The following is an 18,645-nucleotide window of genomic DNA, read 5'->3' as shown; positions in this document are numbered from 1 at the left end:
GCCTCACCACCGCGGGGTCTCGCTGTCCCGGTCGGGATCCCCGCCCAGCGCGGCGACGCCCAGCCAGTCCGCGCAGACGTCGGAGGTCGCCGGTTGCAGCGCGCCGCAGCGGGCATCGCGGTAGATCCGCTCCAGCGGATGTCCTCGCCGGGTCGCCGAGGCCCCCGCCGCCTCCAGCACCGACGAGCTCACCGCGGCCGCCGTGTCGCCCGCGACCAGCTTGGCGCGGAACACCCAGCGGTTGGTCTCGCGGTCGCCGGGCCGCTCGGCCACCCGGCGCGCGGCGTCGAGCACCACCGCCTCGGCCGCCGCGACCGCCGCGTCGGCGCGCCCCATCCGCGACCGCACCTGGGGCAGCTTCCCCAGCCCGCGCTCGTGCAGGTGCTCCGCGCCGGCCAGCAGCGCCGACCGCGCCACCCCGAGGTACACGGCCGCGTAGGAGGCGACCAGCCACTGCGGCATCACCTGCGCGAGCGCCAGCGTGATGCCCTCCACGCCGCCGAGCAGGGCGGTCGGTTCCACCTCGACGTCGAAGTGCACGTCGTGGCTTCCGGTGGCGCGCATCCCCATCGAATCCCAGGTGGGTTCCACCCGCACCCCTTCCCCGGCCGGCACCAGGAAGTACGAGACGAGCGGCTCCTCGGCCGCCTCGTCGCGGGCGGTGACCAGGTAGGCGTCGGCGTGCCCGGCGCCGGAGACGAACGCCTTGCTGCCGGTGATCCGGTAACCGCCGTCACTGCGGCGGAACCCCGTGGTGGTGCGGGACAACCGAGATCCGGCGCCGCGCTCGCTCATCGCCACCGAGTACAGCGCCCCGGCGGCCGCGCGGCGCAGCACCCGGTCGCGGGCGTCGACGAACCCGCCCGGGGCGCCCATCTGCCGGATCAGGTCGTCCGGGGTGTGCGCGAGGGCTCCGGTCACCGAGGCGTGCATGTTGAAGATCAACGCGGTGGACCCGGCTCCGGTGGCGATCCCGGCGGCCACCGCCGCGTAATCGGCGAACGTGGCGCCGAAACCGCCGTGCTCCACCGGGACCATCAGCCCCAGCAGCCCCCACCCGCGCAGGTCCGCGAAGTCCTCGGCGGGGAAGGTCCCCGCGTCGTCGTGGGCAGCGGCCCGCTCGGCGAACCGGGGCACCAGCTCCCCGACCGCCTCCGAGACGACCGACACCGGATACGCCGTCACCCCTGTCACCCCCGTTTGCACCCGACCCCCTGGAACAGCACCGCCGTGCTCGCGCACGGCACCATCCGCACGTCCTCGGTCCGCCCGCCCCACCAGCCGAGCAGGTCGCGGACGCTCGGCCGCACGCCGCGCAGCCGCAGCTCCACGCCCCGCGCCGCGGCCAGCTCGACCAAGGCGCGTCGGTCGACCAGCAGCGCGGGATCGTGCGTCCCGCGCGGCGCGATCCCCGGCAACCGCTCGCCCAGGCCGATCGCCACCCACCGGCACCGCGCGGTGGCGGCCAGCGCGTCGAGCACCAGCACCCCGGCGGGCCGCAGCAACCGGCACGCCTCGCCGACCGCGGCGGGCAGGTCGGTGACGTGCTCGAGGATCTCCCCCGCCACCACGCAGTCCGCGCAGCCGTCGGGCAGCGGGACCGCACCGACGTCGGCGAGCACCGGCTCGACGCCGTGCGCGGCGGCGGTCCGCAGCGCCGAGGCCGAGCGGTCCACCCCGACGTGCCGGTAACCGCTCAGGTGCGGGGCCAGCAGACCACCGCCGCAGCCGAGGTCGACCAGCACCGCGCCGGGGCGCGGCGCGGGCGGGACCAGAGCGGCGCGGGCGGCGGCCAGCCAGTGCAGCATCGCGAAGGCCCCGCGCCGGTGCCACCACTGGTCGGCGAGGGTCTCGTAGAGCTCGGGATCGTTGCGGCGGACGGCCTCGCCGGAGCGTGCCATGCGCTTCAGGCTGGCACACTCGGCCGGGTGCGGCACCTCGCAGCGCTGCCCCTGCTCCGCGCCTCGCACCCGGCTCCGACGGTGGTGGTGACGGCGGTCGCGGCGGCCTTGGCGTCGTCCACCGGCGCGGGCCCCGGGGCGCTCGTGGTGGTGACCGCGGCGGTGCTGGCGGGCCAGCTCTCGGTGGGGTGGCTCAACGATCTGGTCGACGCCGAGCGCGACGCGGCGGTCGGCCGCCGGGACAAGCCGGTGGCGGGCGGGTGCGTGTCCCGGCGCGCGGTGCTGATCTCGGTGCTGGTGTCGGCGGTCGCGGCGATCGGGCTCTCGCTGCCCTTCGGCGCCGCCGCGGCGGCGGCGCACCTGCTGGCACTGGGCTCGGCCTGGGCCTACGACCTCGGGATGAAGGCCGGTCCGCTGTCCGTCTTCCCCTACGCGCTGTCCTTCGGCCTGCTGCCGGTGTTCCTCTCCCTGGCCGCCGGGACGGTGCCGCCGCCGTGGCTGGTCGTGGCCGCGATCCTGCTGGGCTCGGCCGCGCACTTCGCCAACACCCTGCCCGACCTGGCCGACGACCGCGCCACCGGTGTGCGCGGGCTGCCGCACCGGCTCGGGGCGTCGACCAGCGCCGGGATCGCGGCAGCGCTGGTGTTCGCCACCTCGCTCGCGCTGGGCTGGTCGGCCCCGCTACCGGTGGCGGTGGGACCGCTGCTGGTGCTGACCTCCGGACTGCTGCTCACGGCCGGGCTGCTGCTGGGCAGGCGGCCCGGCTCGCGAGCGGCGTTCGGCGCCGTCCTCGTCGTGGCGCTGGTCGACGTCGGCGTCGTGGTCGCGACCGGGGCCTGAGCGTGCTACTTCGTGCGCCGCAGCGCCTGCTCCAGCTGGGACTTGGTCATCGTGGACCGGCCCGGGATGCGGGCCCGCTGGGCGTCGGCGTAGAGCTGGTCCTTGGTGCGGCCCCCCGGACCGGTGCGGTTGCCGGAACGGATCCCGCCCCGGCGCTGCGGCGGGATGTCCTGCGTGGCGGTCTTGCTGCGCCGCTTCGACTCACCCCGCTGCGCCCGGTTCTTGTTCACCGTCCTGGCCGCGATCTCCTCGGCGCGGCCGCTGCTGGTGCCGCGCTCCTCGGCCTGGTTCTTGATGTGCTCGTACTGGCGCTCGCGCTTGGAGTTCCAGGCTCGCTGCGGCATCGGTAACACCTCCCGCATCGGGTTCAGCCACCGACTACCCGTCACGATCGGCACCGAATCACCGGCCGATCGGGAAGTACTCGGTCCACCGGGTCTCGGTGACGCGCTTGCCGTCGTCCCACAGCTCGACCTGGAACCGCATCCGGCCCTGCTCCGAGAGGTTGAACTCGCACTCCACCTCGGGGCCCCCGCTGCCGACGTCCCGGCATTCCTCGGTGCGCCCGTAGTCGGTGGCGACGTCGGTGCGGATCGACATGCCGTCGGCGCGGGTGTCGTGGGCGTAGACCCGGTCGCCGTAGGGCTTGAAGCAGCCGGTGCCGCGTGCGACACCCGCGTGCTCCAAGGTGCGGCAGTAGCGGGTGGCGCGCGGCACCGCCGGTTCGGACTCGGCTTCGGTCCGCGGCGGCGGTTCGAGCCCGGGCGAGGCGGCCGGGACCTCCGCGGGGACCGACGTGGGCGCCATCGTCGCGGCAGCGCTCGGCGGGCCCTCCGGTGCGGCCACCCGCCCGGCGATCTCGGTCGGCCGCGAGGCGAGCAGTGCGGCCACCGCGCCGATCACCACCACCGCGGCGGCCGCGGCGAGCCACGGCCAGCGCCGCGGCCCCCGGGGCGGCTCACCGGCCGCCGCGCCCGAGCCCAGCGGGACCGGGCTGGTCAGCGCCGCCCGCGCGGCCCGGGCCAGCTCCCCGGCGCCGGCGAACCGGTGGTCCGGGTTCTTCGCCATACCGCGCTGGACGATCCGGTCGAACCCCGGTGGCACGTCCGAGCGCAGCGACGTCGGACGCGGCGGCGGGTGGTTGAGGTGGGCGTTGATCATCGAGGCGGCGGTGTCCCCGGCGAACGGCTTCGCCCCGGTGAGGCACTGGTGCAGCACGCAGGCCAGCGAGTAGACGTCGGAACGCGGATCGCCCGGCGAGCCGTCGAAGCGCTCCGGCGCCATGTAGTCGAGGGTGCCGATCGCGAAACCGGTGGAGGTCAGCGTCGTTCCCGTGCGCACCGAGTGCGCGATGCCGAAGTCCACCAGGTAGGCGAACCCGTGCTCGCCGAGCAGGATGTTGGACGGCTTGACGTCCCGGTGCACGAGCCCCTGGGCGTGCGCGGCGTCCAGCGCCTGCGCCACCTGCTCGACCACGCCCACCGCCTCGGCAGCAGGCATCGGCCCGGCGGCGGCCAGCCGCGACCCCACGTCACCACCGTCGACCAACCGCATGTCCAGGTACAACCGGCCGTCGATCTCCCCGTAGGAGTGAATCGGGATGACGTGCGGCTCGTTGAGCCGGGCCGCGGCGTGCGCTTCCCGCTTGAAGCGCTCGCGGAACTCGGGATCGGCGGCGGCGTGCTCGGCCAACACCTTCAACGCCACGACCCGGTCGTGACGGGTGTCGTAGGCGCGCAGGATCTCACCCATGCCGCCGCGCGCGATCACCCCGTCGACCCGGTACGGCCCGAACTGCCACGCCACGGTGCGCCACTCCCCCCGCCGACAACGACGGATCATCCTATGCGCCGACGCCAGCACCCCGCCGACACCCACCCGAACCCCGACGACCAGCGGAAACAGCCGAACCCAGCCCCCGATGATCGCCCGTTCGGCGGTGCGCTAAGCTGGTTCCACACCGCGAGCGGTGACCGGGACGTAGCGCAGCTTGGTAGCGCACTTGACTGGGGGTCAAGGGGTCGTGGGTTCGAATCCCGCCGTCCCGACGGTCACGGAAGCCCGCTGACCTGACGCGAAAGCGCAGGTCAGCGGGCTTCTTGATGTTGCGCTGAGGATCATGCCGTGGATCTTGCTGGCGGCGCTGCTCCTCAGGCGACCGTTACGGGTCCCCGAACAGTAATGCGCCACAGCACCTCTCGCAGCCGCGATACCACGCCGCTTCGCGACGCATTCGCCCCGACGTTGTCACGGCCAGCTGATGGAGACGTTCTCACCTGCAGCTCGGTATCCGCCACGCCCACCGTCTGCCCCCACCCCTCGGGGTAGGCAGATGTCGACGAAGAACATCGCCGAAGGCACCTCGCCATGCCTTCCCAGAACGGCCCGGGCCGCGAACTGAGCAAGCCTGCAGCCAGGGCTTCGTGACCTCTACCGTGTCACGGTAGCGTTCGGCATCGCCTGACCTGCGCTGAACGGCTTTGCGCAGGTCCGGGCGGTGCAGTTGGTACCTGTCGAGCCAGTTCGACGCCGTTCAGCGCAGGTGGTTCCTCCCCATTTCCTCCCAGAACCCTGCTCCGACGCCTCAGGCGGCCACGGGCATGGCTACCGGCTTCATCGCACTGGCGTGCCCGCATGAGTGGCGCGCGAATCGGGCCGATGCGCCTCGTGTGGATCGCCACGCCACCTACAGGCTCGACAACACCAGGTGACGGTCGTGGGCCCACCGTTTCGATGGTGAAAAGGCCAACTGTCCGGTTCAGCACCTCAGGGCGCGGTGCTGCGCAGCGGCGCAGTGCCCGGTGAAGCGTGTGCCAGCCATCGTGACGGGTCCAGCGCCCGGTGCGCTACGGCGCCTGCTCGCCCAGGCGGGCGCGCAGTTCGGGCAGGAACTCGGGGTAGTTCTCGTCCATCTGGTCCAGATCGATGTCGTGCGGCAGCGACGTGACCGGGATCTGCTGCAACAGGCACTTCAGGGATTCGCTGATCAATCGCTGCTCGTCCACTTCCGCGAGGAGCAACTTGTCGCGGAACCGGTCCGAGATCACCACGCGGTGTTCAGTGATCTGCTCGCCCTCGTGCACCTCGGCCGCGAACTCCCCGATCCCCAGCTTGAGCACGCGCACTTGTTCGCTCATGATGGGCCCCCAGCTCACCGACCGCGCTGCGACAGCGCGTCGCGCATCCGGTCGATCAAGCCTGCGCCCGGATCGAGGATCATGTTCGCGGGCGGTGTTTTCGGTGCCGACGGGTGCGGCCGGGTGGGGGCGACCTCCTTCGCCCGGACGATCTTGGCGCCGAGCTCCTGCAGCTCTTCCTGGCTGCAGGCATGCTGCAGCCGTGGGAACAGGTCGCGCTCCTCGTCCTCGACGTGGTGCCGGATGTCGCTGATCAGCTTCCGGACCTTCTGGTCGAACTCGGCTTCGCTCGGGCTCAAGCGCTCCAGTTCTTTCAAGACCTCTTCGGCTTCGGTGTGCTCCTCGATCTCGTGATCGGCCACCGCGTCGCCGTCCGGCAGGCTCTTCCGCGCCATCGGGTAGAGGTACTGCTCCTCAGCCACGGAGTGCCGGACCAATTCGGTGATGATGTGATCGACGAGCGCGCGACGGTGCTCATCGGACAGCCCCCCACGCTCGTAAGTTCCGAACGCATCCTCGACCGCACGATGATCCTTGACCAGGACGTCGATGAGATCACCCTGGTGCGTGGTCGCCTGCGCCATGACCAACCTCCTGCAATACCGATCGGTTCCCGGGCTGGGAACCGCACCCCCAAGACTGCCCGCAGGACGGCTATCGCCAAACCGCGATCACATGGACCAGGCAGATATGGACACGCCGGTCAGGAACGTGGTAGCGCGGTGCGGCGCCCGGGGGATGCGGCGAACCCGATTGCATGGGCGTACCTCCGACCGACTCGGCGAACGCGAGCAGGTGCCGTGCGCGACGATTGGTGGATGTTCGAACGCGTTCGAGCACCCCGGCCACTCCGGGCTGCCCCGCGAATTTACCGACGCGCCGGTGTTCCACGCGCCGCTCACTCGAATGTCCGGCGCTGATGGAGAAGATCGTCCAGTTTGTCCTCGATGCGTTCGAGGTCTTCGGAATCCACCTGGAACAGCCAGTGCTTGGCGCCCATCAGCAACATGGCCTGGAACACGACCTGCAGCCATTCCGATTGCCAGTTCTCGAAGGTGGCGGAGAAGAACTGGTACAAGAAGGCACCCCACTCGAACGGCTGGCCGTGCTGCGCTTGGGTGTCGGCGAATTCGGCCATGGAGGTGAAGAACTGGCCGATCCACGATCCCACGAACAGCACCACGAGCACGTAAACCGCGCCCCACCTGCGCAAGTTCGATCCGCTGTTCGGCCTGCGGGACATCGCTGCCCTATCCCTTCGTCGTCGCGAGCGGTGCGGTCGGGCAGCGCCACCCGTCCACACAGGTGGGGGGCCGCCCGGTCCTGCCCGAGGGCCCGAGGCATGACGCCGCTCGGGCGCCCCCACAGCTGCCCGGTATGGCAGCACGGCAACCGAGCTGAGCGAGCAAGTCGCCATGTCGAGCCTCTCAGCAGGCGGACCTGGTCCCGGATCGCAGCGGGTCCCGCAGCACTGCCCGCACCGCCGGGCGTGGCCTCAGGCCGGTGTCCCGGCGCGGTCACCGCGCGTGAACCTGTGTCTGTTCGGGTAGTGCAGGTTGGCGTCGTGGTCTTGGTGGTGCCTTCTCGCGAGGGGTGTGGAATGGCTGTGGGTGGTCAAGGCCGGGGATCGCAGGGCGACGTGGGCGCGGGCCGAGTAGGCGGCATCCTCAGTGGTGTTATGACCGTTTTCGGGCGTTTTCACGGCTACGCCGATACCGGGCTGCTGGTGGTCAAGAGCGCGGTGGCGGCCACCGTGTCGTGGTGGATCGCCGCGGAGCTGCTGCAGGCGCAAGCGGCGTCGTTCGCCCCGTTCTCGGCGCTGCTGATGGTGTACATGACGGTGTCGAGATCGGTGCACCACTCGGTGCGGTACGTGGTCGCGATGGTCGGGGGCATCCTGCTGGCCGGAGCGCTCACCACGCTGCTGGGCGAGGGCCTGGTGACCTTCCCGCTGATCGTGCTGGTCGCCCTGGTCATCGGGCAGTGGCGACGGCTGGGCAGCCACGGCTGGCAGGTGGCGGTGGCGGTGATGTTCGCCTACCAGTACTTCGCCCAGGCCACCGACTGGCGCGCGAGCTGGGTCCAGCTCGGTGTGCTGTGCGGGCTGGTGGTGCTCGGTGCGGTCATCGGGGTGGTCACCAACCTCGTGCTCGTGCCGCCGTTGCGGTACCAGCCGGCCGAGGACAACGTCCGGTCGCTGAGCCGGTCGGTGACCGACTGCCTCGCCGAGTTCGCCGACGCCGTGAACGAGGGCCTGCCGCCCCGGGACCGGGCGCAGAACCTGTGGGAGCGCACCCAGGAGCTGTCCCGCCTCGCGACGCAGGCGCGGCTGAGCGTGGACGACGCCGCCGAGTCGCAGCAGTACAACCCGCGCAGGCTGCTGGCCCGGGCACCGTCGTTCTCGGGGCACTACTTCACGGTCAACGCGCTGGCCCGGGTGGTCAACGACCTGCAGTCGGTCGCCCGCGCGCTGGACACCGACGACGAGGCCGACGCGGCCTCGCAGCAGCGGTGGCTGGCTTCCTACGGCGAGCTGCTGTCCTCGGTGGCCGAGGTGTGCCGCCTGCTGGGCGAGGTGCATTCCGCCGCCGACCTCGGCGAGGACGGCGAGCTCGCCGAGCGCCTCGACCAGGCGCAGCGGTGCTGCCAGGAACTCGGCAACCGGCTGGAGCGGGAAGGACTCGACTCACCGGACCGCTGGCCGACCTTCCAGAGCCTGTCCACCGACGCGCACCGACTGGTCGACGACCTCGCCAGTGCCCGCGACGAACTGGCCCAGCTGAACTGAGGACAGCTTTGGTGAGGGGCCGGGCCGTCCGTTCCCGTCGCACCGCCGAACATTGTCGTGCGACTCGCCGGTGGTCACGACGCGGTGAGCGAGGTCGCGAACTTTGGTGTTGCCGTGCTGGGAAGCGCGGTGGAGCACGGCGAAGGCCTCGTTTTCGGGGATCTTGTGGCGTTCCATGATGATGCCGAGCGCCTCGCCGATGCACTGCCGGGTGCCGATCGCGGAGCAGCGGCAAGAGTGACATAACGCCCGCACAACCCGATGAGGCCTCGGGGAAATCACTTGAAGTCATTTCGGAAGTGTTTCCACAAGCTTGCCAGGCCGATCAAACCTACCGCCAAGCCGACATAGGCCAGCCAATGAAAGATAGAACCCTCTTTGAAAGACCCCAGAGTGTAAACTGCCATCAATCCGAGGCCAGCAAGAACGAGAAAATGAGGAAGGAGGGCATTGCGGGAACCTATACGTCTCACTGCGCACCTTCCGAGGTGATCAAGTAGTGCTGCAGTCAGGAGGTCAGCCCCCTGGTACGGGCGCCGAGCGATGTGAGCAAGACCCACAGAGGGGCCTGTGGTGTTCTCCCACATGACCGGCGACGACTTCCCCGACGAGATGGACCAGGCGGTGGCGATCTTCAACGCCGACGCCAGCGACCGCGACGCCATGGTCCTGCGCAGCCGCAGCGAGATCACCGACCTCCTCGCCGGCTTCGACCTCCTCGCACCCGGAGTCGTCCACCCCTCCCAATGGCGCCCGGACTCCGCACCCCCACCCGGCCACGACCCGCGCAACAGCAACTTCTACGCCGCCGTCGCCACCCCACGCTGAACCACGGTCGGACGGGGCGACACGAACACAGCACAAAAACCGAGGGTCGGCGGGCCGGCTGATCGAGGCCGTGTTCGACCCCATGACGCTCAACTACGAAACGCTCGGGAACACCACGCCTCACCCCTTCGCGAAGCGCTCCGGGCACGGCGGATCGGAGAAACCGGTACTAGCGCCGCATCATCGAAAACCGCGACGGACTCCGCCAGCTCTCGCCCTACCTCGAAGCACCCATCACCACCGCGACACCAGCAGACGAAGCGGCTCCGCCTCAGCAGGAGGAGCCGCATTCGCATTCCGGTTAGGCGAGGTTGTTGGTGAAGAACTCGTCGAGCCTGTCGAAGGGGATGAGCTCCTTGCGGTCGTACAGGCCGACGTGATCCGCGCCCGGGACGATCACGAGGTCGACGGTGTCGGGGGCCTTGGCCTGGACGTCCTCGGAGTAGTAGCGCGAGTGCGCGTCGGCTCCCGCCACCAGGAGGGCCTTGCGGGGCGCCAGCATGTCGATGTTCGTCATCTGCTGGAAGCCGAAGAACGACATCGGTGTGGTCGCGGTCCATGCGGTGGTGGAGTTGATCGAGCGCGGGTGGTAGCCGCGCTCGGTGCGGTAGTAGTCGAAGAAGCTCGCGGTGATCGGATCGGCGTCCGGGGGGAGGGTCTCGGGCAGGACGCGGTTCGCAGGGGCGACGTTGCCGTTCTCGTCGAAGGGCACCTCGTGGGAGCCGCGGGCGTAGGTGCCGTTCTCGGCGTCGATCCAGCGCTGACGGCTGAGGTAGTCCACGACCTTCTGGCGCTGCTCACGCGTGTAGGAGTCCTCGTGGCCGCGGGACATGCTGCGCGACATGTCGTACATCGAGGCCGTGGCGACCGCCTTGATGCGGCTGTCCGCGGCCGCCGCCGTGAGCGCCATACCGCTCAAGCCGCAGACGGCCTGCACGCCGATCCGCTCCCGGTCGACGATCTCTTGCAGGCCGAGGAAGTCCACGGCGGCGCTGAAGTCCTCGGTGTAGATGTCGGGCGAGGCCACGTCGCGCACCGCGCCGCCGCTCTCGCCGGTGAAGGAGGGGTCGAAGGCGAGGGCGACGTAGCCGCGGCGAGCGAACTCGTTGGCGTAGAGCCCCGAGGACTGTTCCTTGACCGCGCCGAACGGTCCGCTGAGCGCCAACGCGCGCAGCTTGCCCTTGGCGTTCTTCGGCACGTAGAGGTCCCCGGCGACCTCGATGCCGAAGCGGTTCTTGAACCGCACCGAGGTCCGCTGGACGTTCTCGTCCAGTGCGAAGGTGTAGTCGCTGGCCCCGTCCTTTCCTGCGACGCCTGCGGCGCGGCCGGTCCCCGCACCCCAGGCAGGCAGAGCCGTGACAGAGGCGGCAGCGGCGAACAGCCCGAGTGCTTTGCGACGTTCCATGGAGTGCACCTCGTGTTCGATCGGCAGGAAATGCGCGACGGTCGGCGGTGTCGTGACCGATACGCGATTCCAGGAAACCGCTCCTGCGCCAGGCGTGGCAGGTCCGGTTTGTGGGGGGTACAAGCTCGACCCCGCACGCCCCGCGGTGTGCGTCGTAGCGTGGAAGGCCGACCGGTCGGACGCGGGCGAGCGCGGACATCCGCTTCGGCTACGCCCGGTGCTCCCGCTCGGGCAGGAACTCGAGCGTTGCTGCAGGTGTGGATGCGCAAAACGGCCGCTGCGGTCCGCCCGAGCGGGCTCGCAAGTGAGGGCCGGCCGGGCGGGCCCGGCCTCCGGAGCCTCCGCATCCCTCGGCGCGCCGACCGCTCTTCGTGACGAAAGCCGTCCGGCAGTCCGGACCAGAAATCCCCCTAGGTCCCGCGACATCCGGGCCCGCCTACGCGGATAGATCGTGATCAAGAGAGCGACTCACCGACGAAGCGATCAACCTCATTTCGAGCAAGGGGTGGCCGCAACCACGACACTTGAGGTGAACCAACAAGCCCAGTTTTCCCAACGGGCAAGGCACTTTCGTCATCACACCCGCAGCCCGCGGTGATCACGCGGCAGCGGGGCTCGCTCTGAGTTCAAAGGCTGTCGGACGCTTTTCGTTCCTTCTTGCGGGCATACATGTCTTGATCCGCCTCAGCGATAAGCTCTTCCGGCGGGACATTTGGCGCTCGGGTGGTGGTGATCCCGACGCTGGCGCGCGGCCGGAGCAGCTCACCGGAGGTGACGCCTTCGCTGCCCAGGAGCCGTGCGATCCGAAGGCGAAATGCTTCGGCGGCGCTCGAGCTCGCCAACCGGGCGAGAATGACGAATTCGTCGCCGCCGAGGCGAGCGACCGTGTCGCCAGCACGCACGGCCTTCAGGAGGCTATCGGCGGTCGTGGTCAACAACTGATCGCCAGCGGCGTGCCCGTACTGGTCGTTGATCGTTTTCAGGTTGTCCAGGTCGACCAGGAGAACCGCCAGTACTTCATCCTCGCCGGAGGGCAGCTCGGTGAGTTCCTGTTCGAGCCTGTCGAGGAGCAGGGTGCGATTGGCCAATCCGGTCAGCGTGTCGTGCAGGGCCAGGTACGCCAGCCGCCTGTCCCCCAGGTGTTCGCCGACCGGGTCGAACTGAACGACCAGGTAAGCGGGCCGGTCGTCGGCGTCCGAGACCACGCCGGCGCGGACGAACACCCACAGCGGGTGACCATCCTTGTGCCGGTAGCGGCGCTCGACGCTCACCTTGTCCTGGCGGCCTTCTACCGCGTCAGCGAAGGCCTCCTGTGCCGCCGGCAGATCGGCGCCATAGGTCAGGGCGAGAAAATTCGTTCCCAACAGTTCGTCCCTGCTGTAGCCCAACTCGGCGCACAACCGGTCGTTCACCTCGGTGAAGCACCCTTCTAGGTCGATCAGGGCCATCCCGACGGGAGCATTGGACACCGTCTGCTGCCAGCGCCTCTCGAATTCGCGTCGGACAGTGATGTCTTGCACCTGCGACAAGAAGAAGAGGGGACGACCGTCGTCGTCCCGGATGAGTGAATTGGTCACCAGTGCCCAAACGACGTGGCCGTCCGAGCCCAGGAATCGTTTCTCCACCTCGTAGCTATCGTCGCGGCCCTGGATCACGCGGTCGATCGCCTCGCGGTCCAGTGCATCATCATCCGGAAAGGTGAACTCGCGGGGCACGTGCCCGAGAAGCTCCTCAAGGGCGTAGCCGATCAGGCGACATCCAGCAGGATTGACGTGGATGTAGCGCCCTTGCAGGTCCAGGATCGCCAGCGGCCCAGCAGCCTGGTCCAAGATCAGCTGACAAAGCCGGTCTGCCGAGAACTGCCGAGGTCCTCCCATGAACCAACGGTAGTCCGGCCAGTCCCTGGCGTCATCCTGAGCCGCCTTTGGTGATCACTCGCTCTTGCGGCAGGAAGAATATCGTTCCAGGGCTGCGATGGTCAGTGTGCACGATCCCGATCGCGAGGTGGCGTTCGGGGCGTTGGAGACCTCGCGCAACGTCTACCGAGCGCAGCGGACGATCGCATCGCGTTGGCCGTGGACGTCTCGCCGTGGCTACGTCCGGACGCGAACACCCCGCGGCAGCGGTGGTTCTGCCATACCTACGGTCGGGGCCGACTCCAGCAGCGCGTTGACCGCCCGGAACCGGAGAACAGGAACAGGAAGATCACCGAGATCGCCACCGAGCTGGTACCGCCACGCCGCCGATCGCGGCGGCAGCCGGTGCGCCAGGCCACGACGTCCCGCCCGCAGTGGAGCCGGAGAGATTTCATTGATTTGTGAAACACGTGGTGTTTATGATGGGTATATGACTGCTGAAGCAGGCGAAGAGTCCAGCGCCCGGCTGCTGCGTTACGTCGAGCGCTTCGCCCAGGTGCTCGAGGAGTCCGGCGTCCCGCGGATGCCGGCTCGGGTCTTCGCCTACGTCCTGGCCGAAGACCGCGACCGCTACACCGCCAGCGAGCTCGCCGCCGGGTTGCGGGTCAGTCCGGCGGCGATCTCCGGGGCGGTCCGCTACCTGGTGCAGGTCGGGCTGGTGACCAAGGAACGCGAGCCGGGCATGCGCAGCGACCTGTACCGGATCGACGACCGGGACATCTGGTCACACATCTTCCTGCAGCGCTCGGACCTGCTCAGCCACTACGAGAAGGCCGCCGCCGAGGGCGTCGAGACGCTGGGGCCGGATACCCGCGGCGGCCGGCGGATGCGGGAGAGCCAGGAGTTCTTCGCGTTCCTGCGTGCCGAGTTGGACGGGGTGATGGCGCGCTGGCGCGAGTACCGGCCCCAGCTCGATCTCGACCGCTGAGGTCCCGTTCCCGCCCGCTACCGCGGCAGCAACCCGACCGTTCACCCACCACGAGCAGCGCCGCATGGAGGTCCGAGATGACCAGCTCGACAACGCCGATGACCGAGGGGCTGCCGCCCCTCGGCAGTCCCGAGTTCGCTGCCGACCCGCAGCGGCACTACGCGTGGCTGCGCGAGCACGCCCCCGTTGCGCAGACTCGGATTGATTACGGACCGGTTTCCCAGCCCGTCTGGGTGCTCGCGCGCTACCAGGATTGCCGGGCGATGCTCACCGACCCTCGCCTGCCCCGCTCGCCCGGTGACGGCTCGGCGATGGCAACCGGGCTGCCCGAGCACATCCGGATGGTGAGCCAAGAGTCGCTCATCATGAAGGACGGAGCCGAACACAAGCGCCTGCGCGCACTCGTGGCCAAACCCTTCACCCCGAAGATGATCGAACGACTCGGCGAGCGGGTCCGCGCGCTGGCCACCGAAAGGCTCGACGCACTGGTCGGACAGGACGTCCTCGACCTGCGGCAGGAGTACGCCCTGCCGATCCCCTTCACAGTCATCGCCGAGGTGGTCGGGGTGGACGAGGCCGATCGCGCACGGTTCCAGCTCGGAGTGGCCGCCATGCTCAGCGACTACGAGGGCACCCGGGAGGACTGGGACGCCAAGATCCGCGACCTGGTCGACTTCGTGCGCGAACTGGTGGCCCGCAAGCGCGCCGAGCCCGCCGAGGACATCCTCACCGGCCTGATCCAAGCCGAGGAGGACGGCGACCGCCTCTCCGAGGACGAGCTCGTGGCCATGGTGTTCACCCTGATCGTCGCCGGCTACGAGACCACGTTCAACCTGATCACCAACGCGGTGGTCACCCTGCTCGACCACCCCGAGGACCTCGCCCGCCTCCGCGAGGCACCCGAGGACACGGCGCTGTGGCGCTCGGCCATCGAGGAGATCGTGCGCTTCGCCGGACCGGTCGGGGGCACCAAGCCGGCCACCGCCGTCGAGGACATCACCTGGTACGGGCAGACCGTCCCCGCCGGGTCCGTGGTGATTCCGCTGCTGGGCTCGGCCAACCGGGACCCGGCGGTCTTCGACGAGCCGGACCGGTTCGACATCACGCGAACGCCCAATCACCACCTCGGGTTCGGTCACGGCCAGCACTTCTGCCTCGGGGCCAGCCTCGCCCGCATGGAGGCCCGAGTCGCGGTGCAGGTGCTGCTCGCCCGGCACCCGGCGATCACCCTGGCCGTCCCGCGTGACGAGCTGGCTTTCGAGCCGATGCCGCTGTGGACCCGATACCAGCAGCTGCCCGTCCACCTGGGCTGAATGTCAGCCGAACGGCACACGCGCATGCCCGGCCACAGGACCCGTGAGCTCGTGCTCCTGACGCGGTGGTCGAAGAATTGCCGAGGAAATCGCGGCGGCCCCCACCGAGGAGCGAACCGCGGGGAAGGAGACGGATGCGTATCGAGGTGAACTGGGATCGGTGCGCCGGCAACGGCCTCTGCGAGTTCGAGACCGACAAGTACTTCGAGGTCCAGGACAACGGCACGCTTGACGTGCTGCAGTGGGAGGTCGACGGGGACGACGAGCAGAACGTCCACCGCGCAGTGGCGGCCTGCCCCACCGAGGCGCTTTCGATCACTGAATAGGGAACCTTGTCCGAAAGGCGGGTTCGCTGATGAGGTCTGTTCCGGGGCGCGCGAAGCGCACGGGCGCCACGAGAACGTCGCCTCGGTCAACCACGTCGATGGCATTCGACGGAGGGACCAGGACACGGGCGCGGTGACGCCCGAGACCGCGTACCTGGTCATCGGCCTGGACCCGCGCGCGGCCGCGTTTCCAACGGAACGACGCACAACGCACCCGCACGTGTGGTGCGCGACGGGCTTTCGCCTTCCCCGCACGCCCGGGACGGCAGGGCAGGAAGGTCAGTCGGCGGCGAGCAGGACGTCCACCGAGGACGGTGAGTAGACCGAGTCGATGATCATGGTGTGGACGCCGAGGATTCCGGCTCGGTCACCGAGTTCGGTGGTGGTGACCAGGAGCTTGCGGGTGGCTCTGGGCAGGGCTCGCTGGTAGAGGACTTCGCGGAGGCTGCTGACGAACTGGGCTTCGGCGAGGTCCCCGGCCAGCACCAGGACCTGCGGGTTGACCAGGCAGACCACGGTGCTGAGGACTTCGCCGATGAGCTGCCCGGCTTCGCGGGCCAGCCGCACGGCCTCCGGTCGCCCTTCGCGGACTCGGGCGGCGAATTCGCGGCTGGAGGCCGTCGGCACACCGGCGGCGTCGAGCCTGCGGGCGAGCGCGGAGCCGGTGGCCAGCGCGGCGAGGCAGCCGGTCGAGCCGCACATGCACTGCGCCTGCGAGGCGTTGCCCACCCGGACGTGGCCGAGGTCGCCCGCTCCCCCGTCGACGCCGCGGTAGACCTCGCCACCGAGGACCATGCCCGCACCGATCCCGGTGGCGACCTTGACCAGCACCAACGAGGTGCTGTCCGGGAAGCGCGCCGTGCGCTCGCCGATGGCCATCACGTTGGCGTCGTTGTCCACCAGAACCGGCACGTCCCAGCGCGCGCGCAGGTCCTCCGCGATCGGGTAGTCGTCCCAGCCGGGCATGATCGGCGGCTGGCGCACCACGCCCGCGTCGAACTCGACCGGCCCGGGAACGCCGAGCCCGACGCCGCGCACCTCCTCCGGCGAACGTCCCGCCTGGTCCAGCAGGTCGCGGAAGCGCCGGTCGACCCAGTCCAGGACGTCCTCCGGCCCGTCGGCGATGTCGATCGCCTCGGCCTCTTCGGCCAGGGCGCGACCGGCGAGGTCGAACACGGCGGTGCGGGCGTGGGTGGCGCCGAAGTCGGCGGCCAGCACCACGCCGTGCTCGTGGTTGAAGTCCAGCCGCACCGGCGGCCGGCCTCCGGTGGAGGAGTCGACGCCGGTCGGGCGCAGGAACCCGCGCGAGAGCAGCGCGTCGAGGCGTTGCCCGATGGTGGACCGGGACAGGCCGGTGACCTGCTGCAGCTCCGCGCGCGTGCGGGCGCGTCCGGTTCGCACCAGCCACAGCAGGTGGCCGGCGCTGGTCAGGTCCTCAGCCCTTGTCGGCACCGCTGGTAAGCCCTTCGGTCAGCATTCGTTCCGCCGCGTAGAACAGCACGACGATCGGAATCGTCAGCACCACCGATCCTGCCATGAGCACCGTCTTGGGCACCTCGATGCCGCTGGAGAGCTGCGCCAGGCCCAGCGACACCGTCCAGCCGTCGCGGTCCTCGACCAGGAACAGCAGGGCGAACAGGAACTCGTTCCAGGCGATCATGAACACGTACAGGCCGTTGGCCAGCAGCGCTGGTGCGGCCAGCGGCATCGTCACCCGCCACATCGTCTGCCAGCGCGAGCAGCCGTCGATGGCGGCGGCCTCCTCGATGGCGTCCGGGATGGTCGACAGGTAGTTGCGCAGCATGTAGATCGACACCGGCACGGTCTGGGCGATGTAGACGATGGCCAGGCCCAGCAGCGAACCGCGCAGCCCGAGGCGGGTGAAGGCCACGAACAGCGGCACCGCCAGCAGGATCGCCGGGAACATGTAGACCGCCAGGAACAGCAAGTGCACCTGCCCGCGCCCGACGAACCGCAACCTGCTGACCGCGTACGCGCCCGGGATGGTCACCACCAGGGTCAGCACGACCGTTGCCAGCGACACCAGCGCGGAGTTGGTCAGCAGCGCGAGCATGCCCTGGCCCCCGGCGTCCTCGGGCCGCAGCACCTCGGCGTAGGTCTCGGTGGTCCACTCCGAGAAGCCCACCCAGAGCGCTCCCGGGTCCTGCAGCAGCTGCTCGACCGGACGCACCGACAGCAGCAGCATGTAGTAGAACGGGAACAGCGTCGCCACCGCGAGCCCCGCGAGCACCACCCAGCGCAGCGCGCCGAAGAGCCTGTTCTCGAAACCGATCCGGGTCATCACGACTCCTTGCCGTCGGCCGCGGGGGCGAAGAACTTCAGGTAGACCGCCAGGAACGCCAGCAGCACCACCGCCAGCACCAGCGCCTGGGCGGAGGCGGCGCCGACGTCGAAGCGCGCGGTGAGGAAGTCGTAGACCCGCACGCTGGCCACATCCGTGCCCGATCCACCGCCGGTGAGCAGGTAGACGTCGTCGAACTTGTTGAAGTTCATGACGAACCGCAGCATCGCCAGCAGCGCCAGGACGGGCGCCAGCTGCGGCCAGACGATGTGCCGGAACCGCTGCGTCGGCGCGGCACCGTCGACCACCGCGGCCTCCTCGAGCTCGCGCGGGATCGCCTGCGTCCGGGCCAGCAGGAACAGGAACGCGAACGGGAAGTACCGCCAACCCTCGAAGACGATCACCGTCAGCAGCGCGACCGGGACCGGGATCTGCAGCCCCAGCAGCGAGAACGTGGTCTCGCGGTCGGTGAGGAACGCGATCGGCTCGTCCCAGCCCAGCAGCCGCATCCCCCAGTCGTTGACGATGCCGTACTGCGGGCTGAGCATCACCTCCCACACGAACGCCACCGCCACCACCGGGGCCACGTAGGGCAGCAACATCGCGCCGCGCAGCAGGGCGCGTCCCCGGAACGGGCGCCGCAGCGCCAGGGCCGCGACCAGGCCGAGCCCGAGCGAGAGCAGCGTGCCGCCGACCGCGTAGACCACGGTGGTGCCCAGCGAGCTCCAGAAGCCCGGCGAGCCGAGCACGGTGGTGAAGTTGCGCAGCGTGTAGGCGTCGAACAGGCCTGCGCGCTGGATGTCGATGAGGCGGATGCGCTGGAAGGCCAGCACCACCGTCCACAGGATCGGCAGCACCACGACCGCCAGCACCACCAGCAGCGTGGGTGAGATCAGCAGCAGGCCGTCCCGGTTCTCGCGCTGCCGAAGCGTGCGCACCCGAGTCGTCGAAGTCATGATCA

20 protein-coding genes and 1 tRNA gene are annotated in these 18,645 nt (G+C 69.8%); 8 read left to right on the top strand and 13 right to left on the bottom strand.

Translation table 11 applies throughout. The annotated features are described in order from the left end of the window. Positions 1-3 precede the first annotated feature (3 nt). The gene (locus tag ABD976_RS17045; protein ID WP_345364224.1) at positions 4-1,185 is read right to left on the bottom strand and encodes an acyl-CoA dehydrogenase family protein; all 1,182 of its coding nucleotides are present in this window, start codon (positions 1,183-1,185) and stop codon (positions 4-6) included. A 5-nt stretch (positions 1,186-1,190) separates the two neighbouring features. Then, positions 1,191-1,901 (bottom strand): class I SAM-dependent methyltransferase, encoded by a 711-nt coding sequence (locus ABD976_RS17040; protein ID WP_345364222.1) that lies wholly within the window; start codon positions 1,899-1,901, stop codon positions 1,191-1,193. Between the two features lie 27 nt (positions 1,902-1,928). On the opposite strand from ABD976_RS17040, the gene ABD976_RS17035 reads away from it, so the two are divergent. Then, positions 1,929-2,741, top strand: a complete 813-nt coding sequence (locus ABD976_RS17035; RefSeq protein ID WP_345364220.1) for a UbiA family prenyltransferase — start codon at positions 1,929-1,931, stop codon at positions 2,739-2,741. Between the two features lie 5 nt (positions 2,742-2,746). Here the strand turns inward: ABD976_RS17035 and ABD976_RS17030 are convergent, their stop codons facing one another. Both ABD976_RS17030 and ABD976_RS17025 read right to left on the bottom strand, forming a co-directional pair. Beyond that, positions 2,747-3,085 carry a plasmid stabilization protein gene (locus tag ABD976_RS17030; protein ID WP_345364218.1) on the bottom strand — a complete coding sequence of 113 codons (339 nt, stop codon included), beginning with the start codon at positions 3,083-3,085 and terminating at the stop codon, positions 2,747-2,749. A gap of 58 nt (positions 3,086-3,143) precedes the next feature. Continuing rightward, on the bottom strand, positions 3,144-4,547 hold the full coding sequence (locus tag ABD976_RS17025) for a serine/threonine-protein kinase (RefSeq protein WP_345364215.1): 1,404 nt from the start codon (positions 4,545-4,547) through the stop codon (positions 3,144-3,146). A gap of 168 nt (positions 4,548-4,715) precedes the next feature. Here ABD976_RS17025 and ABD976_RS17020 point away from each other — a divergent pair. Beyond that, positions 4,716-4,789 (top strand) — tRNA-Pro (locus ABD976_RS17020). A 798-nt stretch (positions 4,790-5,587) separates the two neighbouring features. Here ABD976_RS17020 and ABD976_RS17015 read toward each other — a convergent pair. From ABD976_RS17015 to ABD976_RS17005, 3 genes are all read right to left on the bottom strand, one after another. Then, on the bottom strand, positions 5,588-5,878 hold the full coding sequence (locus ABD976_RS17015) for a hypothetical protein (protein ID WP_345364213.1): 291 nt from the start codon (positions 5,876-5,878) through the stop codon (positions 5,588-5,590). Positions 5,879-5,892: 14 nt separating this feature from the next. Further along, on the bottom strand, positions 5,893-6,462 hold the full coding sequence (locus tag ABD976_RS17010; RefSeq protein WP_345364211.1) for a hemerythrin domain-containing protein: 570 nt from the start codon (positions 6,460-6,462) through the stop codon (positions 5,893-5,895). Between the two features lie 314 nt (positions 6,463-6,776). After that, positions 6,777-7,121: a DUF6766 family protein gene (locus ABD976_RS17005; RefSeq protein WP_345364209.1), complete on the bottom strand. Its 345-nt coding sequence runs from the start codon at positions 7,119-7,121 to the stop codon at positions 6,777-6,779. Positions 7,122-7,556: 435 nt separating this feature from the next. Between ABD976_RS17005 and ABD976_RS17000 the strand changes: the two genes are divergently transcribed. Next, a complete protein-coding gene (locus tag ABD976_RS17000; RefSeq protein WP_345364207.1) occupies positions 7,557-8,666 on the top strand; it encodes an FUSC family protein in 1,110 nt (369 codons plus the stop codon). Here ABD976_RS17000 and ABD976_RS16995 read toward each other — a convergent pair. Continuing rightward, positions 8,565-8,828 carry an ANTAR domain-containing protein gene (locus ABD976_RS16995; RefSeq protein WP_345364293.1) on the bottom strand — a complete coding sequence of 88 codons (264 nt, stop codon included), beginning with the start codon at positions 8,826-8,828 and terminating at the stop codon, positions 8,565-8,567. The genes ABD976_RS17000 and ABD976_RS16995 overlap by 102 nt on opposite strands. On the opposite strand from ABD976_RS16995, the gene ABD976_RS16990 reads away from it, so the two are divergent. Next, positions 8,751-8,912 carry a hypothetical protein gene (locus ABD976_RS16990; RefSeq protein ID WP_345364297.1) on the top strand — a complete coding sequence of 54 codons (162 nt, stop codon included), beginning with the start codon at positions 8,751-8,753 and terminating at the stop codon, positions 8,910-8,912. The two genes, ABD976_RS16995 and ABD976_RS16990, sit on opposite strands and share 78 nt — an antisense overlap. Positions 8,913-9,239: 327 nt before the next feature. Next, a complete protein-coding gene (locus tag ABD976_RS16985) occupies positions 9,240-9,494 on the top strand; it encodes an SAM-dependent methyltransferase (RefSeq protein ID WP_345364205.1) in 255 nt (84 codons plus the stop codon). 301 nt (positions 9,495-9,795) lie between these two features. Here ABD976_RS16985 and ABD976_RS16980 read toward each other — a convergent pair whose 3' ends face one another. Both ABD976_RS16980 and ABD976_RS16975 read right to left on the bottom strand, forming a co-directional pair. Then, positions 9,796-10,899, bottom strand: coding sequence for an alpha/beta hydrolase (locus tag ABD976_RS16980; protein WP_345364203.1), 1,104 nt, complete (start codon positions 10,897-10,899; stop codon positions 9,796-9,798). A gap of 626 nt (positions 10,900-11,525) precedes the next feature. Further along, positions 11,526-12,776, bottom strand: a complete 1,251-nt coding sequence (locus ABD976_RS16975; RefSeq protein WP_345364201.1) for a PAS domain S-box protein — start codon at positions 12,774-12,776, stop codon at positions 11,526-11,528. 469 nt (positions 12,777-13,245) lie between these two features. Here ABD976_RS16975 and ABD976_RS16970 point away from each other — a divergent pair, with 469 nt between their 5' ends. From ABD976_RS16970 to ABD976_RS16960, 3 genes are all read left to right on the top strand, one after another. After that, the gene (locus ABD976_RS16970) at positions 13,246-13,743 is read left to right on the top strand and encodes a GbsR/MarR family transcriptional regulator (RefSeq protein WP_345364199.1); all 498 of its coding nucleotides are present in this window, start codon (positions 13,246-13,248) and stop codon (positions 13,741-13,743) included. Between the two features lie 77 nt (positions 13,744-13,820). Then, a complete protein-coding gene (locus ABD976_RS16965) occupies positions 13,821-15,056 on the top strand; it encodes a cytochrome P450 family protein (protein ID WP_345364197.1) in 1,236 nt (411 codons plus the stop codon). 134 nt (positions 15,057-15,190) lie between these two features. Further along, positions 15,191-15,382 carry a ferredoxin gene (locus ABD976_RS16960; RefSeq protein WP_345364195.1) on the top strand — a complete coding sequence of 64 codons (192 nt, stop codon included), beginning with the start codon at positions 15,191-15,193 and terminating at the stop codon, positions 15,380-15,382. A gap of 279 nt (positions 15,383-15,661) precedes the next feature. Here ABD976_RS16960 and ABD976_RS16955 read toward each other — a convergent pair whose 3' ends face one another. From ABD976_RS16955 to ABD976_RS16945, 3 genes are read right to left on the bottom strand one after another with little or no spacing between them, the layout of a single operon-like run. Beyond that, positions 15,662-16,834, bottom strand: coding sequence for an ROK family transcriptional regulator (locus ABD976_RS16955; RefSeq protein WP_345364193.1), 1,173 nt, complete (start codon positions 16,832-16,834; stop codon positions 15,662-15,664). Beyond that, positions 16,818-17,684: a carbohydrate ABC transporter permease gene (locus ABD976_RS16950; RefSeq protein WP_345364191.1), complete on the bottom strand. Its 867-nt coding sequence runs from the start codon at positions 17,682-17,684 to the stop codon at positions 16,818-16,820. The genes ABD976_RS16955 and ABD976_RS16950 overlap by 17 nt, the downstream gene beginning before the upstream one ends. Then, positions 17,684-18,640, bottom strand: a complete 957-nt coding sequence (locus tag ABD976_RS16945) for a carbohydrate ABC transporter permease (protein WP_345364189.1) — start codon at positions 18,638-18,640, stop codon at positions 17,684-17,686. Before ABD976_RS16945 ends, ABD976_RS16950 begins: the two co-directional genes overlap by 1 nt. Positions 18,641-18,645 lie beyond the last annotated feature (5 nt).

It is taken from the genome of Saccharopolyspora cebuensis (assembly GCF_039542665.1).
In the GTDB taxonomy this organism is placed as follows: domain Bacteria; phylum Actinomycetota; class Actinomycetes; order Mycobacteriales; family Pseudonocardiaceae; genus Saccharopolyspora; species Saccharopolyspora cebuensis.
This window is presented reverse-complemented; position numbering and strand designations above follow the sequence as displayed.

What these genes read in the sequence shown, in the direction of transcription:
- ABD976_RS17040 (WP_345364222.1), bottom strand. Translation starts at nt 1,901, where the DNA reads ATGGCACGCTCCGGCGAGGCCGTCCGCCGCAACGATCCCGAGCTCTAC.
- ABD976_RS17030 (WP_345364218.1), bottom strand. Translation starts at nt 3,085, where the DNA reads ATGCCGCAGCGAGCCTGGAACTCCAAGCGCGAGCGCCAGTACGAGCAC.
- ABD976_RS17015 (WP_345364213.1), bottom strand. Translation starts at nt 5,878, where the DNA reads ATGAGCGAACAAGTGCGCGTGCTCAAGCTGGGGATCGGGGAGTTCGCG.
- ABD976_RS17010 (WP_345364211.1), bottom strand. Translation starts at nt 6,462, where the DNA reads ATGGCGCAGGCGACCACGCACCAGGGTGATCTCATCGACGTCCTGGTC.
- ABD976_RS17005 (WP_345364209.1), bottom strand. Translation starts at nt 7,121, where the DNA reads ATGTCCCGCAGGCCGAACAGCGGATCGAACTTGCGCAGGTGGGGCGCG.
- ABD976_RS17000 (WP_345364207.1), top strand. Translation starts at nt 7,557, where the DNA reads ATGACCGTTTTCGGGCGTTTTCACGGCTACGCCGATACCGGGCTGCTG.
- ABD976_RS16980 (WP_345364203.1), bottom strand. Translation starts at nt 10,899, where the DNA reads ATGGAACGTCGCAAAGCACTCGGGCTGTTCGCCGCTGCCGCCTCTGTC.
- ABD976_RS16975 (WP_345364201.1), bottom strand. Translation starts at nt 12,776, where the DNA reads ATGGGAGGACCTCGGCAGTTCTCGGCAGACCGGCTTTGTCAGCTGATC.
- ABD976_RS16970 (WP_345364199.1), top strand. Translation starts at nt 13,246, where the DNA reads ATGACTGCTGAAGCAGGCGAAGAGTCCAGCGCCCGGCTGCTGCGTTAC.
- ABD976_RS16965 (WP_345364197.1), top strand. Translation starts at nt 13,821, where the DNA reads ATGACCAGCTCGACAACGCCGATGACCGAGGGGCTGCCGCCCCTCGGC.
- ABD976_RS16960 (WP_345364195.1), top strand. Translation starts at nt 15,191, where the DNA reads ATGCGTATCGAGGTGAACTGGGATCGGTGCGCCGGCAACGGCCTCTGC.
- ABD976_RS16950 (WP_345364191.1), bottom strand. Translation starts at nt 17,684, where the DNA reads ATGACCCGGATCGGTTTCGAGAACAGGCTCTTCGGCGCGCTGCGCTGG.
- ABD976_RS16945 (WP_345364189.1), bottom strand. Translation starts at nt 18,640, where the DNA reads ATGACTTCGACGACTCGGGTGCGCACGCTTCGGCAGCGCGAGAACCGG.